Annotated in this window: 11 protein-coding genes; 2 read left to right on the top strand and 9 right to left on the bottom strand. The window is 63.2% G+C overall.

Annotation, left to right across the window (positions count from 1 at the left end; translation table 11 throughout):
* The first annotated feature begins 24 nt into the window (after window positions 1-24).
* Window positions 25-1,068: a spermidine/putrescine ABC transporter substrate-binding protein PotD gene (gene potD / locus C1N62_RS10125; protein ID WP_137763519.1), complete on the top strand. Its 1,044-nt coding sequence runs from the start codon at window positions 25-27 to the stop codon at window positions 1,066-1,068.
* A 34-nt stretch (window positions 1,069-1,102) separates the two neighbouring features.
* Here the strand turns inward: potD and cobB are convergent, their stop codons facing one another.
* Genes cobB through lolC form a run of 5 tightly spaced genes read right to left on the bottom strand, consistent with a single transcriptional unit; the run spans window position 1,103 to window position 6,051 of the window.
* Window positions 1,103-1,933: a Sir2 family NAD+-dependent deacetylase gene (gene cobB, locus C1N62_RS10130; protein WP_137763520.1), complete on the bottom strand. Its 831-nt coding sequence runs from the start codon at window positions 1,931-1,933 to the stop codon at window positions 1,103-1,105.
* Between the two features lie 51 nt (window positions 1,934-1,984).
* Window positions 1,985-2,890 (bottom strand): N-acetylglucosamine kinase, encoded by a 906-nt coding sequence (nagK, locus tag C1N62_RS10135; RefSeq protein ID WP_137763521.1) that lies wholly within the window; start codon window positions 2,888-2,890, stop codon window positions 1,985-1,987.
* A gap of 14 nt (window positions 2,891-2,904) precedes the next feature.
* Window positions 2,905-4,152 (bottom strand): lipoprotein-releasing ABC transporter permease subunit LolE, encoded by a 1,248-nt coding sequence (gene lolE, locus C1N62_RS10140; protein WP_137763522.1) that lies wholly within the window; start codon window positions 4,150-4,152, stop codon window positions 2,905-2,907.
* Window positions 4,152-4,856 (bottom strand): lipoprotein-releasing ABC transporter ATP-binding protein LolD, encoded by a 705-nt coding sequence (gene lolD / locus C1N62_RS10145; RefSeq protein WP_137763523.1) that lies wholly within the window; start codon window positions 4,854-4,856, stop codon window positions 4,152-4,154. The genes lolE and lolD overlap by 1 nt, the downstream gene beginning before the upstream one ends.
* Window positions 4,849-6,051, bottom strand: a complete 1,203-nt coding sequence (lolC, locus tag C1N62_RS10150) for a lipoprotein-releasing ABC transporter permease subunit LolC (RefSeq protein ID WP_137763524.1) — start codon at window positions 6,049-6,051, stop codon at window positions 4,849-4,851. The genes lolD and lolC overlap by 8 nt, the downstream gene beginning before the upstream one ends.
* Window positions 6,052-6,316: 265 nt before the next feature.
* Here lolC and mfd point away from each other — a divergent pair, with 265 nt between their 5' ends.
* Entirely contained in the window at window positions 6,317-9,760 is a 3,444-nt protein-coding gene (mfd, locus tag C1N62_RS10155; RefSeq protein ID WP_137763525.1) for a transcription-repair coupling factor, read from the top strand.
* Between the two features lie 112 nt (window positions 9,761-9,872).
* On the opposite strand, the gene C1N62_RS10160 is transcribed toward mfd, so the two are convergent.
* From C1N62_RS10160 to nagZ, 4 genes are all read right to left on the bottom strand, one after another.
* Window positions 9,873-10,418: a glycine zipper 2TM domain-containing protein gene (locus C1N62_RS10160; protein WP_137763526.1), complete on the bottom strand. Its 546-nt coding sequence runs from the start codon at window positions 10,416-10,418 to the stop codon at window positions 9,873-9,875.
* A gap of 373 nt (window positions 10,419-10,791) precedes the next feature.
* Window positions 10,792-12,102: an NAD(P)/FAD-dependent oxidoreductase gene (locus tag C1N62_RS10165; RefSeq protein ID WP_137763527.1), complete on the bottom strand. Its 1,311-nt coding sequence runs from the start codon at window positions 12,100-12,102 to the stop codon at window positions 10,792-10,794.
* A 352-nt stretch (window positions 12,103-12,454) separates the two neighbouring features.
* Complete coding sequence (ycfP, locus tag C1N62_RS10170) at window positions 12,455-12,997, bottom strand: alpha/beta hydrolase YcfP (protein WP_137763528.1); 543 nt, start codon at window positions 12,995-12,997, stop codon at window positions 12,455-12,457.
* A 42-nt stretch (window positions 12,998-13,039) separates the two neighbouring features.
* Complete coding sequence (gene nagZ, locus C1N62_RS10175; protein WP_137763529.1) at window positions 13,040-14,059, bottom strand: beta-N-acetylhexosaminidase; 1,020 nt, start codon at window positions 14,057-14,059, stop codon at window positions 13,040-13,042.
* Between the last annotated feature and the right edge of the window lie 46 nt (window positions 14,060-14,105).

The raw sequence follows: 14,105 nt of genomic DNA on the forward strand, positions 1-14,105 counted from the left end.
CCACACAGAGAATCAGGGGAGAGAATGAAAAAGAGAGCACACTGGCTGGTGGCTGGCCTGCTGGCCGCCAGCACCTTCGCCCAGGCCGCCGATGATGGCAAAACCTTGTACTTCTACAACTGGACTGAGTATGTGCCGCCGGGGCTGCTGGAGCAGTTCACCAAAGAGACCGGCATCAAGGTGATCTACTCCACCTATGAGTCCAATGAGAGCATGTACGCCAAGCTGAAGACTTACAAGGATGGCGCCTACGATCTGGTGGTGCCCTCCACCTACTTCATCGCCAAGATGCGCAAAGAGGGGATGCTGCAAAAGATCGACAAGAGCAAGCTGAGCCACTTCTCTGCCCTGGATCCGAACCTGCTGAACAAGCCGTTTGACCCGAACAATGACTACTCCATCCCCTATATCTGGGGCGCGACTGCCATTGGCGTCAACAGTGACCAGATCGATCCGGCAACCGTTACCCGTTGGGCTGACCTGTGGAAACCGCAGTACAAGAGCAGCCTGCTGCTGACTGACGATGCGCGGGAAGTGTTCCAGGTTGCCCTGCGCAAGCTCGGCTACTCCGGCAATACCACCGATCCGAAAGAGATTGAGGCGGCCTATCAGGAGTTGAAAAAGCTGATGCCGAACGTGCTGGCCTTCAACTCTGACAACCCGGCCAACCCCTTTATGGAGGGAGAGGTGAATCTGGGGATGGTGTGGAACGGCTCCGCCTACGTGGCGCGCCAGTCGGGCATCCCGCTGACGGTGGTGTGGCCGAAAGAGGGTGGCATCTTCTGGATGGACAGCCTGGCGATCCCGGCCAACGCGCACAACGTGGAGGGCGCGCACAAGCTGATCGACTTCCTGCTGCGCCCGGAAGTGGCGGCGCAGGTGGCGGAGACCATCGGCTACCCGACGCCCAATCTGGAGGCCAAGAAGCTGCTGCCGCCTGAGGTGGCCAATGACCCCTCCCTCTACCCGCCCGCTGAAGTGCTGAAAAACGGCGAGTGGCAGAATGACGTGGGTGCCGCCAGCGAACTCTACGAAACAGAGTACCAGAAGCTGAAAGCCGGCCAGTAACGCCGTTCAGGCCGGGCGCCCTGCCCGGCCTGTTTTACTCCCACTTACCGGCACCGCCGGCCAGCATCTCCCGCACAAACGCCGGTACTACCTCACTCGCCAACCCGTAGCGCCGCTCATGGAACTGGCTCTCCACCTGGCTTGGTTCCAGGTTCAGCTCCACCGTGTGCGCGCCGCCCAGCCGGGCCTCATGCACAAAGCCAGCCGCCGGGTAGACGTGGCCCGAGGTGCCGATGGCGATAAAGTAGTCAGCCTGCGCCAGCGCCTGATAGATCTCATCCATGCCGATCGGCATCTCGCCGAACCACACCACATGCGGGCGCAGCGGCGCGGGGAACTGGCAACAGTGGCAGCGATCTTCCAGCGTCAGGTCGCCGGGCCACGCCACCACCTGACCGGAGCGGGTGCAGCGCGCCTTCAGCAGCTCGCCATGCATATGCAGCACCTGATGATTGCCGCCGCGCTCGTGCAGGTCATCAATATTCTGCGTCACCAGCAAAAAGCGGTCGCCGAGCGCCGCCTCCAGCTCTGCCAGCGCGCGGTGCGCGGCATTGGGCGCAATCTCTGGCTGTTGCAACTGCCGACGGCGGGCGTTGTAGAAGTTCTGCACCTTGAGCGGATCGCGCTGGAACCCCTCCGGCGTGGCGACCTCCTCCACCCGGTGCTCCTCCCACAACCCATCCGCCGCCCGGAAGGTACGGATGCCCGACTCCGCGGAGATGCCCGCGCCCGTCAATACCACCACAAAAGGTTTTTTCATCTCGGTAGCCGCCATATTGTCCCGATGGAAAATGCGTGAGCGAAAACGTTGTTGCCGCAAGCGCTTGTGCTTACGGAAACGGCGCAACCTGTGGCGCGTCTGCATGACACCTGCTCCCCTGTAGCCGCCCAGCCCGGCCCAATGCCGGGTCAGGTATTAGTCTAACAAATTTAAACAGGCTGCCCCGCGTGCGCCGCCCGCATCGCCGTGGCGCGCCCGTTCAATGCGTGGCGCCACGCTGCCCGGCAGCAGGTGGGCTGGCAGCCGCGCCGCCAGCGCCGGGTAGATCTCCGCCATGTTTGACAGCCCGCCGCCTATCACCACCAGATGGGGGTCAAGCAGGGTCAGCAGGTTGCCAAGGCAGATGGCGAGCAGATCCAGGTAACGGTCAAGGTGCGCCTGCGCCGCGCCATCACCGGCCCGGCTGGCGGCGATGATCGCGGGCGCAGAGAGCATCTGGCCGGTGGCCTGCGTATAGAGCCACTCAAAGCCGCGGCCTGACAGGTAGTTCTCAATGCACCCCTGCTGGCCGCAACCGCAGGCCAGCAGCGGCGTCTCCCACCCCAGCCGCGCCAGTGCATCCACCGGCAGGCGGAGGTGGCCGAACTCACCGGCCACGCCGTTGCGCCCGGCAAACACCCGGCCATTGAACACCAGCCCGCCGCCGACGCCGGTGCCCAGAATCAGCCCCAGCACCGACGGGTAGGCGCGGAACTCCTCATCCCACGCCTCGGAGAGCGCAAAGCAGTTGGCGTCATTGTCGATGCGCACCGCACGCCCCAGCGTGGCCGCCAAATCAGCCTGAAAGCTGCGGCCAGAGGCAGCGGGCACATTGGCAGAAAACAGCGTGCCGTCGGCGCGTACCAGACCGGGAATGCCGACGCCAACGCGGCCGGTGCCAAAGCGGGCATCCGCCTCCTGCGTCAGGCTGGCGAAGGCCGCCAGCAACGCGGCATAGTCATCCCGTGGCGTCGGCACCCGCTTGCGCCACAGTGGCGTGAGCTGTGGATCAAACACCGCCAGCTCAATCTTGCTGCCGCCCATGTCGAAGCCGTAGTACATGCCGTCCCCTGCCATCACTGGCCGCCGCTCAGCACTCGCGCCGGGTCGATACGGCTGGCGCGCCGTGCTGGATACCAGCTGGCAATCAGGCTCAGCACGATGGCGGTCAGCAGTACGCCAGCCACGTCGAGCCAGTGCAGTTCCGAGGGCAGGAAGTCGATGAAGTAGATGTCACCCGACAGGAATTGGTGACCAATCAGCGTCTCCAGCCCGTGGATGATGGGCGTCAGTTGCAGCGCCACCACCACGCCCACCACCACGCCGCTCAGGCTGCCGAGCAGCCCGGCCAGCAGGCCGTACCAGATGAATACCGCGCGGATCAGCCGGTCGCTGGCCCCGAGGGTGCGCAGCACCGCGATGTCACTGCTTTTGTCCTTCACCGCCATCACCAGCGTGGAGACGATGTTGAAGCAGGCAACGCCAATCACCAGCACCAGCGCCAAATACATGATGCCGCGCACCATCTCAATGTCGCGGTACATATAGCCATAGGTGCCGATCCAGCTACGGATGTAAACGTAGGCTTCGGTCACCTTGCCAGCCTCACGCACCAGCGTGTTGGCGGTGAACGGATCCTGCGCCTTGATGGCGATGCCCGTGACACTGTCACCCATGTCCTGATAGCGTTGGGCATCCGCCAGCGGCACCATCGCAAAGCTGTGGTCAAGCTGGCCGCTCAGTTGCAGGATGCCGGTCACATGCAGGCGGATACGCTTGGGCTGCAACAGCTTGCCCTGCGGATCGCTGTTAGGGATCATTACCGTCACCGAGGAGCCAGCCTTGACGCCCAGCTCATCCGCCAGCCCTTTACCGATAATCACCTGCTGCTCGCCAGCGCGGAAGTGGCTCCAGGCGTCACCCTGCACAAAGTGCGGCAGTGCGCTCAGGCGCGCCTCCTGCTGCGGATCGACCCCCTTCACCTGCACCGCACGCAGCTTCGCGCCGCTCTCCAGCAGGCCGGTAAAGTTGATGTAGGGCGCGGCGGCCGCCACGCCCGGCACCTGCGCCACCTTCGGCAGCAGCGCCTGCCAGCCCTCGAAGGGCTGGTTCACCGGCTCAATCTCGCCGTGCGGCACCACCGCCAGAATGCGGTTGTTCAGCTCCCGTTCGAAGCCGTTCATGGCGCTCAGGCCAACGATCAGCACCGCCACCCCCAGCGCGATGCCGACGGTGGAGATGATGGAGATCAGCGACACCATGCCGCTGCGGCGACGGCCGCGGCTAAAGCGCAGGCCAATCACCAGAGAGAGAGGCAGCCCCATTACGGCGTCCCCAGCAGGGTCAATTCCTGCTGCAACTGGCCGTCACGCATCTCCAGCTGGCGGTTGAGGCGGCGCGCCAGATGCAGGTCATGGGTTACCACCAGAAAGGCGGTGCCCTGACGCACGTTCAGTTCGCCCAGCAGCTCAAAAATGCTGTCGGCGTTGCGCTGGTCGAGGTTGCCAGTTGGCTCATCCGCCAGCACCAGCGCCGGGCTGTTCACCAGCGCCCGGGCAATCGCCACGCGCTGGCGCTCGCCGCCGGATAGCTCAGAGGGGCGGTGGTGGGCGCGCTTCTCCAGCCCGACCGCCGCCAGCATCTCGCGCGCCTTCTCCTGCGCCGCGCCCATTTTGCCCGCGCCAATCAGCAGCGGCATGGCGACGTTCTCCAGCGCGGTGAAGTCCGGCAGCAGGTGGTGGAACTGATAGATAAAGCCCAGCTCGCGGTTGCGCAGCTCGGCCTTGGCGCGTGACGAGAGGCGGCTCAGCGCCTGCCCCTTGAACACCACGTCGCCAGAGGTAGGGGTATCCAGCCCGCCCAGCAGGTGCAGCAGGGTACTCTTGCCAGAACCCGAACTGCCGACGATCGCCATCATCTCACCCGGCTGCATGGCAAAGGTGACGTCGCGCAGCACATCGGTATGCAGCTTGCCCTCCTGGTAGGTCTTGCACAGGCTGTCGCACTGCAATAAGGGATGGTTACTCATAACGTAAAGCCTCAGCGGGTTGAACGGCGGCAGCGCGCCAGGATGGGTAGAGCGTGGAGAGCAGCGCCACCGCCATTGCCACCAGCGCGATGCTGATGATTTGCAGCGGTTCGATGTCCACCGGCAGCGCGGTGCCAGCCACCGCCATGCCGAGCGCTGGCATGATGTGGTCGAGCTGGCTGGCCAGCAGCGTGCCGAGGGTCGCGCCCAGCAGCGCGCCAATGATGCCCGCGCTGGCGCCCTGCACCATGAACACCGCCATGATCTGGCGGCGGGTCAGCCCCTGGGTTTGCAGGATCGCCACCTCACCCTGCTTCTCCATCACCAGCAGGCCAAGGGAGGTGATGATGTTGAAGGCGGCCACCGCCACGATCAGGCTCAAGAGCAGCCCCATCATGTTCTTCTCCATGCGCACCGCCTGGAACAGCTCGCCCTTGCGCTCACGCCAATCCTTCCACTGGGTGTGGGCTGGCAGCGGCTGGCGGCTCAGGGTATCGACCGCCAGCGGCTGTTGCAGCGTCAGGCGCCAGCCGGTGATGTTACCGGCCGGGTAGCGCATCAGGCGCGAGGCGTCCTGCTGGTTGACCAGCAACTGGTAGCCATCGACCTCGCTGTTGGCGGCAAAGGTGCCGATCACCGTAAACAGGCGCTGGCTGGGGATGCGCCCCATCGGCGTGAACTCGCTGGCGCTGGTGACCATCAGGCGCAGGGTGTCACCGCGCTTGACGCCCAGCTGGCCGGCCAGCTGCTCGCCCAGAATCACGCTGTAGCCGCCGGGCTGGAGTTGCTGCTGGCGCACGCCCACCAGATAGCGGGCCAGCGGCTCCGGCTGATCAGGGGTGACGCCCAGCATCACGCCGACCGCCACGCCGCGGGCGCTCTGCAACACCACCTCGCCAGTGGTCAGCGGCACAATGCCACTGACGCCCTGTAACCCTTTCAGGTCAGTGGCAGGCAGCGTTTTTGGGTTGATTGACCCCTGCGGGGCGGTGATCAGGGCCTGGGGCATCAGCCCGAGGATGTTGCGCTCAAGATCGCGCTCAAAGCCGTTCATCACCGACAGGACAGTCACCATCGCCATCACGCCGAGCGTAATGCCAATGGTGGAAAGCCAGGAGACGAACCGGCCAAAGCGGTCTGAGGCTCGCCCGCGCATGTAACGCAGGCCGATAAATAACGCGACAGGTTGATACATGAAATCCGTTTTGAGGCAGTTGCTAAAGCAAAGTGATCAAGGATAATAAAGGGTAGTCCCGCATTAGGGAACCACTAACCGATTAACTGCTAGGCTTTTATTGTTGCTTACGCTGAACACCCGTCGCTTACGCTTCACATCGCGTTGACTGGCGCCAAGGCGCCAGCCATGCTTAAGACTGCCAGCCCGGAACCGGTGCGAGTGAGGCATGATGCCGCCGCGCCGTCGCCGTCCGTGACTGAACAATGAGAATGTAAAACTGCCTATGCCTCACACATACCGCTATTCCCTGCCCGCCCGCCGTGGTGATGTCCGCCTGTTGGGCCAACTGACCGGTTCGGCCTGCGCCGTTGAGTGCGCCGAGATCATTGAGCGCCATGATGGCCCGGTGATGCTGATTGCGCCCGACATGCAGAACGCCCTGCGCCTGCGTGACGAGATTCAGCAATTTACCTCGCATTTGGTGACCGCGCTGGCGGATTGGGAGACACTGCCCTACGACAGCTTCTCGCCGCATCAGGAGATCATCTCCGCCCGCCTCTCCAGCCTCTACCAGTTGCCGACCCTGGAGCGCGGCGTGATCATCCTGCCGGTCAACACCCTGATGCAGCGTGTCTGCCCGCACGCCTTCCTGCACGGCCACGCGCTGGTGATGCGCAAGGGGCAGCGGCTGTCACGCGACAAGCTGCGCGCCCAGCTGGAGCAGGCGGGCTACCGCAGCGTGGATCAGGTGATGGAGCATGGCGAGTATGCCACGCGCGGCGCGCTGCTCGACCTCTATCCGATGGGCAGTGAGGAGCCGTACCGCATCGACTTCTTCGATGACGAGATCGACAGCCTGCGGGTGTTTGACGTGGATACCCAGCGCACTCTGAGCGAGGTGGATCGCATCAACTTGCTGCCAGCGCATGAGTTCCCCACCGACAAGGCGGCGATTGAGCTGTTCCGCAGCCAGTGGCGCGAGAAGTTCGACGTCCGGCGCGAGCCGGAGCATGTCTACCAGCAGGTGAGCAAGGGCACCTTCCCGGCCGGGATTGAGTACTGGCAGCCGCTGTTCTTCAGCGAGCCGCTCACCACCCTGTTCAGCTACCTGCCGGAGAATGCCCTGCTGGTGAACACCGGCGACCTTGAGGCCTCCGCCGAACGTTTCTGGCAGGATGTGAACCAGCGCTATGAGAACCGCCGCGTTGACCCAATGCGCCCGCTGCTGGAGCCGGAGGCGCTCTGGCTGCGGGTCGATGCCCTGTTCAGTGAACTGAAGCAGTGGCCGCGCGTGCAGCTTAAGGGTGACACCCTGCCGGAGAAGGCAGCCAACACCAACCTCGGTTACCAGCCGCTGCCGCTGCTGGCGGTAGAGCCGCAACAGCGCACGCCGCTGGACAACCTGCGCCGCTTTACCGAATCCTTCGACGGCAGTCTGGTCTTCTCCGTGGAGAGCGAGGGGCGGCGCGAGGCGTTGCAGGAGCTGCTGGCGCGCATCAAGCTGCGTCCGACGCTGATTGATCGTCTGGAGCAGACTGAACCGGCTGGCCACTACCTGATGATTGGCGCCAGCGAGCGCGGCTTCCTTAACGCGGATCGCCAGTTGGCGCTGGTGTGCGAAAGCGATCTGCTGGGCGAGCGCGTTAGCCGCCGTCGGCAGGACAACCGCCGCGCCATCAATACCGAGACCCTGATCCGCAACCTGGCGGAGCTACACCCCGGCCAGCCGGTGGTGCACCTTGAGCACGGCGTCGGGCGCTACGCGGGCATGACCACGCTGGAGGCTGGCGGCATCAAGGCGGAGTATTTAATCCTGACCTATGCCGGCGAGGACAAACTCTATGTGCCGGTCTCCTCGCTGCACCTGATCAGCCGCTACGCTGGCGGGGCCGACGAGAACGCGCCGCTGCACAAACTGGGCGGCGACGCCTGGAGCCGGGCGCGGCAGAAGGCCGCCGAGCGGGTGCGTGACGTGGCGGCGGAGCTGCTGGACATCTACGCCCAGCGCGCCGCCAAGGCCGGTTACGCCTTCCGCCACGACCGCGAGCAGTACCAGCTCTTCTGCCAATCCTTCCCGTTTGAGACCACGCCGGATCAGGAGCAGGCAATCAATGCCGTGCTGGATGACATGCGCGAGCCGCTGGCGATGGATCGGCTGGTGTGTGGCGACGTCGGCTTCGGCAAGACCGAGGTGGCGATGCGCGCCGCCTTCCTGGCGGTGGAGAACAACAAACAGGTGGCGGTGCTGGTGCCGACCACCCTGCTCGCCCAGCAGCACTTTGACAACTTCCGCGATCGCTTCGCCAACTGGCCGGTGCGCATTGAGCTGATGTCACGCTTCCGCAGCGCCAAGGAGCAGCAGGGCGTGCTGGAACAGGCGGCCGAGGGCAAGGTGGACATCATCATCGGCACCCACAAGCTGCTGATGAGCGACCTGCGCTGGAAAGATCTCGGCCTGCTGATTGTCGATGAGGAGCACCGCTTCGGCGTGCGCCACAAGGAGCGCATCAAGGCGATGCGCGCTGACGTCGACATCCTGACCCTGACCGCCACGCCGATCCCGCGCACGCTCAACATGGCGATGAGCGGGATGCGCGATCTCTCAATCATTGCCACCCCACCGGCGCGCCGGCTGGCGGTGAAGACCTTCGTGCGCGAGTATGACAGTCTGGTGGTGCGCGAGGCGATCCTGCGTGAGGTGCTGCGCGGCGGCCAGGTCTACTACCTCTATAACGACGTCGAGAACATCGAGAAGGCGGCGCGGCGGATTGAGGAGCTGGTGCCGGAGGCGCGGGTGGCGGTCGGCCACGGCCAGATGCGCGAGCGCGATCTGGAGCGGGTGATGAATGACTTCCACCACCAGCGCTTCAACGTGCTGGTCTGCACCACCATTATTGAGACCGGCATCGACATCCCGAGCGCCAACACCATCATCATTGAGCGCGCCGATCACCTTGGTCTGGCGCAGTTGCACCAGCTGCGCGGCCGCGTGGGCCGTTCGCACCATCAGGCCTACGCCTACCTGCTGACGCCGCCGCCGAAGGCGATGAGCACTGACGCGCAGAAGCGGCTGGAGGCGATCGCCTCGCTGGAGGATCTGGGTGCCGGGTTTGCGCTGGCGACCCACGATCTGGAGATCCGCGGTGCGGGCGAGCTGCTGGGCGAAGACCAGAGCGGCCAGATGACCAGCGTCGGCTTTACCCTCTACATGGAGTTGCTGGAGAGCGCGGTCAATGCCCTGAAAGAGGGGCGTGAGCCGTCGCTGGAGGATCTCACCAGCAGCCAGACCGAGGTGGAGCTGCGGATGCCGTCGTTGCTGCCGGAGGACTTTGTGCCGGACGTCAACACCCGCCTCTCCTTCTATAAGCGCATTGCCAGCGCCAAGCACGAGGGTGAGCTGGAGGAGATCAAGGTGGAGCTGATTGACCGCTTCGGCCTGCTGCCGGATGCGGCGCGCAACCTGTTGAGCATCGCCGCGCTACGGCTGGCGGCGCAGGCGCTGGGCATCAAGCGGATTGAGGGCAACGACCGTGGCGGCTTTATTGAGTTTGGCGAGAAGAACCGTGTCGATCCGGGCTACCTGATTGGGCTGTTGCAGAAGGAGCCGCAGGTCTACCGGCTGGATGGGCCAACCAAGCTGAAGTTCACCCGCGATCTCAGCGAGCGCAACCTGCGCCTCTCCTTTATCGGCGACCATTTGAAGGCCTTCGCCGCCCACACCCTGTAACCCACCGGGCGGCGTTGCGCCGCCCAAAAAAACGCCCGTGCCAATGTTAACGCCGCTCGCTTAGCCCGCTAAGCGATCAGAACTAACACTGCGCACGGGCGCGGTTTTTTTATCAGGCGCGGTGGCTGTCGGTCAGTACCAGCTGGCCATTGTGATCCAGCGGGATCTGGCTGCCCGGCTGGTGATCCATCCGCACTTTGCCCTCTTGCTCGCCGATCTTGTAGGTCACGTCATAGCCCAGCGTCTTCTGCGACTTGTCATAGACCGTGCTGCATGACTGCTGGGTGGTGGTGTAGGTGTCGCGATCCTGCAATGCGCTCTGCGCGCGGTTGCCCGCGAAACCGCCTGCCAGCGCACCGGCCACCGTGGCGACATCACGGCCACGGCCGCCGCCAAACTGGTGTCCCAATACCCCACCCGCCACCGCGCCCAGCACTGAGCCGGTCAGTTGGTGCTCATCCTGCACCGCCCGGCGGTGGGTCACCGTGACATCGCGGCATGACTGGCGCGGCGTTTTGATGGTTTCAGTGATTGGCGTGCTTTTGATGACCTGCGCGTAGCGTGGGCCGGAGAACGCATCCATGTTGCTGGCGACTGCCGCAATGCCCAGCGCCGCGGCAATGCCGATGCCGATACCGGCGACCATTGATTTATTCATAGAGATACCCCCGGTTTTACTCACGCATTCTGCTGATTGCGCCTGCAAAGTGCGGGCGCAAGCCCTCCAGCCGGAGGGGGAGGCGTGCGTGTATCGCCCCCTGCTAATGGCGCAGAGTGTGCCTCTGCCAACGGCGGCCTGCAATAAGCGGAATGGACGAAAGGTGCGGATTTATGGCGGGAAAACGCGGGTTTCGGAGTAGTCTGAAGGAGGAATGCGACTTAAGCAAAATTTTATGCTGCGGGACAGGATGAAAAATCCTGGCGGCGGGCTAATACCGTCTGCCTAAGATAAATTTAGTGAATGGGATAGTGGGTGTTTGATAAGCGAACCGCCTTAAATAGCCCCATCAGCGTTGATGGGGCTTTTGATCTTAGTGCAGCTTCAGGTGCGGGCGAATAACGCGGTTGATACGGCTGACCAGCATCATCAGGCCAGTGCGCAGGTAACCATGCAGCGCCACCTGGTGCATCCGGTAGAGGGAGATGTAGACGAAGCGCGCGATGCGCCCCTCCACCATCATGGAGCCGCGCATCAGGTTACCCATCAGGCTGCCTACGGTACTGAAGCGCGACAGCGACACCAGCGAGCCGTGGTCTTTGTAGACGTAGGGCTTCAGCTTGTCATCGTGCCCCTTAAGCTGCTGCAAAATGTTTTCGTAGCAGCGCGAGGCCATCTGGTGCGCCGACTGGGCGCGGGGCGGCACAAACTTGCCGTCTGGCTGCGGGCAGGAGGCGCAGTCGCCAATGGCGTAGATGGCCGGATCGCGCGTGGTTTGCAGCGTCGGCTCCACCACCAGTTGGTTGATGCGGTTGGTCTCCAGACCCCCAATCTCCTTCATGAAGTCCGGTGCCTTAATGCCCGCCGCCCAGACCATCAGATCCGCCTGAATATACTCGCCACCCTTGGTGTGCAGGCCGCCAGCGTCGGCGCTGGTGACCATGGTGTTGGTCAGCACGCGCACGCCCAGCTTGTTCAGCTCCTGATGGGCGGCAGCGGAGATGCGTGGCGGCAGCGCAGGCAGGATACGTTCGCCCGCCTCGACCAGCGTCACGTTCAGCGCCTGGCTGTCCAGCCCCTTGAAGCCGTAGCTGTGCAGCTCTTTTACCGCATTGTGCAGTTCGGCTGACAATTCCACGCCCGTCGCGCCGCCGCCGACGATGGCGATGTTGACGCGCTCGCCCTCTTTCTGGCTGGCCGAGAACTTCAGGAACAGGTTTAGCATCTCGTTGTGGAAACGGTGCGCCTGATGGGGGTTATCCAGGAAGATGCAGTTGTCTTTGACGCCCGGCGTGCCGAAGTCATTTGAGGTGCTGCCCAGCGCCATCACCAGAATGTCATAGGGCAGTTCGCGCTCCGCCACCAGCAGCTCGCCCTGTGCGTCACGGATCTCCGCCAGACGGATGGTTTTGCCTTCGCGGTTGATGTCAGTCAGCGATCCCAGTTGGAAGGCAAAGTGATGGTTGCGCGCATGGGCCAGATAGCTCAGCTCATCCACGCCAGCATCCAGGGAGCCGGTGGCTACCTCATGCAGTAACGGTTTCCATAAGTGGCTATTGTTGCGATCCACCAGGGTAATTTCAGCCTTGTTGCCACGGCCTAATTTTTTCCCCAGGCTGGTTGCCAGCTCCAGCCCGCCGGCGCCACCACCTACGATTACGATTTTCTTCATTGGTGCAGTCAATTTGACCCCCTCAAATGTGAACCAATTGTGATCTAAAAGTTAAAGTAATATCCTTAGAAAACATATGGTTCGCGTAAATTAAACCAGCATCTCCCGGCAGAATATCACGGCAGGTTATTTGGTCATACCAAAATTGATATACATCAAACTTTTTTGTTTATGTTGTGGACAAATGAAGATTTTTACTTATTTAAATCATTGGGTTATTACGCGCGACACTCTCTCGTCCAGTCAGTTATAAGGCGAGGGAGCGTACAACCCTGGTATGGAAAAGCGACAAGCGCAGTGGAAGCGAGGTGACCAATGGCCGCACCGTGCGGGCGCGGGCCATTTGTTAAGGATAGTCTGAAAATCAGCCAGCGATTTTGAAGGCGCTGATGCGTTGGAGATGCGGGGAGAGATCTTTGAATTTGTGGCTCTGCCGCTCATCCCACAGGGTTTCATAGTAGGGGTGCAGGGCCGTGGCGCTGCGCTGGCTGTCGAGCACCTCATCATGGCGGGAGAGGATCAGCAGGCAGCGCCCCCGGTTGCGCTGGCGAAAGTCGCTGACGCACTTGGTGGCGATATCCAGATACTCCTCCGGGCGGTCAATCTTGCCCGGCATGTTCTCCTCTGGCCACAGGTTGGGGTTGACCGCCACCTGCCGGATGCCGCACAAAAAGCCGATACGCTCGGCCCAGAAGCCGCCCAACCCCACGCCGCAAATCAGCGGGCGCGTATCCCCGCCCTGTTGCAACGTCCGGTCGACCTCCCGCAACAGGTGCTGCATGTCGTGGCGCGGATGGCGGGTGCTGTAGCTCAGCAACCGCACATCCGGGTCAATGAACTGGAGCTGCAACACCTTTTCATGGTTGCCGGGACTGGTTGAATCAAAGCCGTGCAGATAGATGATCATGCGCTTCCCCTCTGGCGTAAGGCGGCCCCGTAGGGCCGCAGCTTATCCGGCGAGTTGCTGTTTATGCGCCTGCCAGCGGGCATCCAGGGCCGTCAGATCCTGATGGGCCTGTTTCCAGCGCGGCGAATCCAGCAGCTCCTGCCGGGTGTAGTTACCGCGATGATACAATTGCGCAACCTGGGATGCGTTGACCGGTGTCAGGTTATCCAGCACGCTGACCGCCCCGGCGCGGTTGTTGCACACCAAAATCATGTCGCAACCGGCATCCAGTGAGGCCTGCCCACGCTCGGCGTAGCTGCCCATCACGGCCGCGCCCTCCATCGAGAGATCGTCAGAGAAGATAATGCCGCCGAAGCCCAGCTCCTGCCGCAGCACCTGCTTCAGCCACCACGGCGATCCGCTGGCCGGGCGCGGGTCGGCCTCGGTATAGATGACGTGCGCGGGCATGATGGCGTCCAGCCGGCCGCGGGCAATCAGCTCGCGGAAAATCAGCATGTCATGGGCGCGGATCTCCGCCAGCGGACGCGGGTCGTGCGGGGTCTCTTTGTGGGAGTCGGCCGCCACCGCACCGTGGCCGGGGAAGTGCTTGCCGGTGCTCTTCATACCGGCGGCGCGCATCCCCTGGATAAAGCGATCCGCCACCGCCAGCGCCTGTTGCGGCTCGGCGTGGAAGGAGCGCTCGCCAATCGCCGCGCTGCCGTGGCCAATATCCAGCACCGGCGCAAAGCTGATGTCGATGTCCATGGTGATCATCTCGGCGGCCATCAGCCAGCCGGCCTCTTCCGCCAGTCGCCCCGCCTCATGCGGGTCGTTGAGCGCGGCGAAGGACTGCGCCGCTGGCAGGCGGGTGAAGCCCTCGCGGAAGCGCTGGACGCGTCCCCCCTCCTGATCGACCGCCACCACCAGCCGCTCGCGCGAGGCCTGACGGATCTGGCGCACCAGCTCGCGCAGTTGCGCGGCGTCATGGAAATTGCGGCTGAACAGGATCAGGCCACCCACCAGCGGATGGCGCAGGATCTCGCGCTCCTCGGCATCCAGTTCATACCCTTCAACATCTAACATTAGCGGGCCCACGGTACTCTCCCTTCTCTACTCGCGTTACAGGAAA

It is taken from the genome of Nissabacter sp. SGAir0207 (assembly GCF_005491205.1).
GTDB lineage: Bacteria > Pseudomonadota > Gammaproteobacteria > Enterobacterales > Enterobacteriaceae > Chimaeribacter.

Coding starts and splice junctions, on each gene's coding strand:
- mfd (WP_137763525.1), top strand. CDS start 6,317: ATGCCTCACACATACCGCTATTCCCTGCCCGCCCGCCGTGGTGATGTC.
- C1N62_RS10160 (WP_137763526.1), bottom strand. CDS start 10,418: ATGAATAAATCAATGGTCGCCGGTATCGGCATCGGCATTGCCGCGGCG.
- nagK (WP_137763521.1), bottom strand. CDS start 2,890: ATGTACTACGGCTTCGACATGGGCGGCAGCAAGATTGAGCTGGCGGTG.
- lolC (WP_137763524.1), bottom strand. CDS start 6,051: ATGTATCAACCTGTCGCGTTATTTATCGGCCTGCGTTACATGCGCGGG.
- lolE (WP_137763522.1), bottom strand. CDS start 4,152: ATGGGGCTGCCTCTCTCTCTGGTGATTGGCCTGCGCTTTAGCCGCGGC.
- ycfP (WP_137763528.1), bottom strand. CDS start 12,997: ATGATCATCTATCTGCACGGCTTTGATTCAACCAGTCCCGGCAACCAT.
- lolD (WP_137763523.1), bottom strand. CDS start 4,856: ATGAGTAACCATCCCTTATTGCAGTGCGACAGCCTGTGCAAGACCTAC.
- cobB (WP_137763520.1), bottom strand. CDS start 1,933: ATGCAGACGCGCCACAGGTTGCGCCGTTTCCGTAAGCACAAGCGCTTG.
- potD (WP_137763519.1), top strand. CDS start 25: ATGAAAAAGAGAGCACACTGGCTGGTGGCTGGCCTGCTGGCCGCCAGC.
- nagZ (WP_137763529.1), bottom strand. CDS start 14,059: ATGTTAGATGTTGAAGGGTATGAACTGGATGCCGAGGAGCGCGAGATC.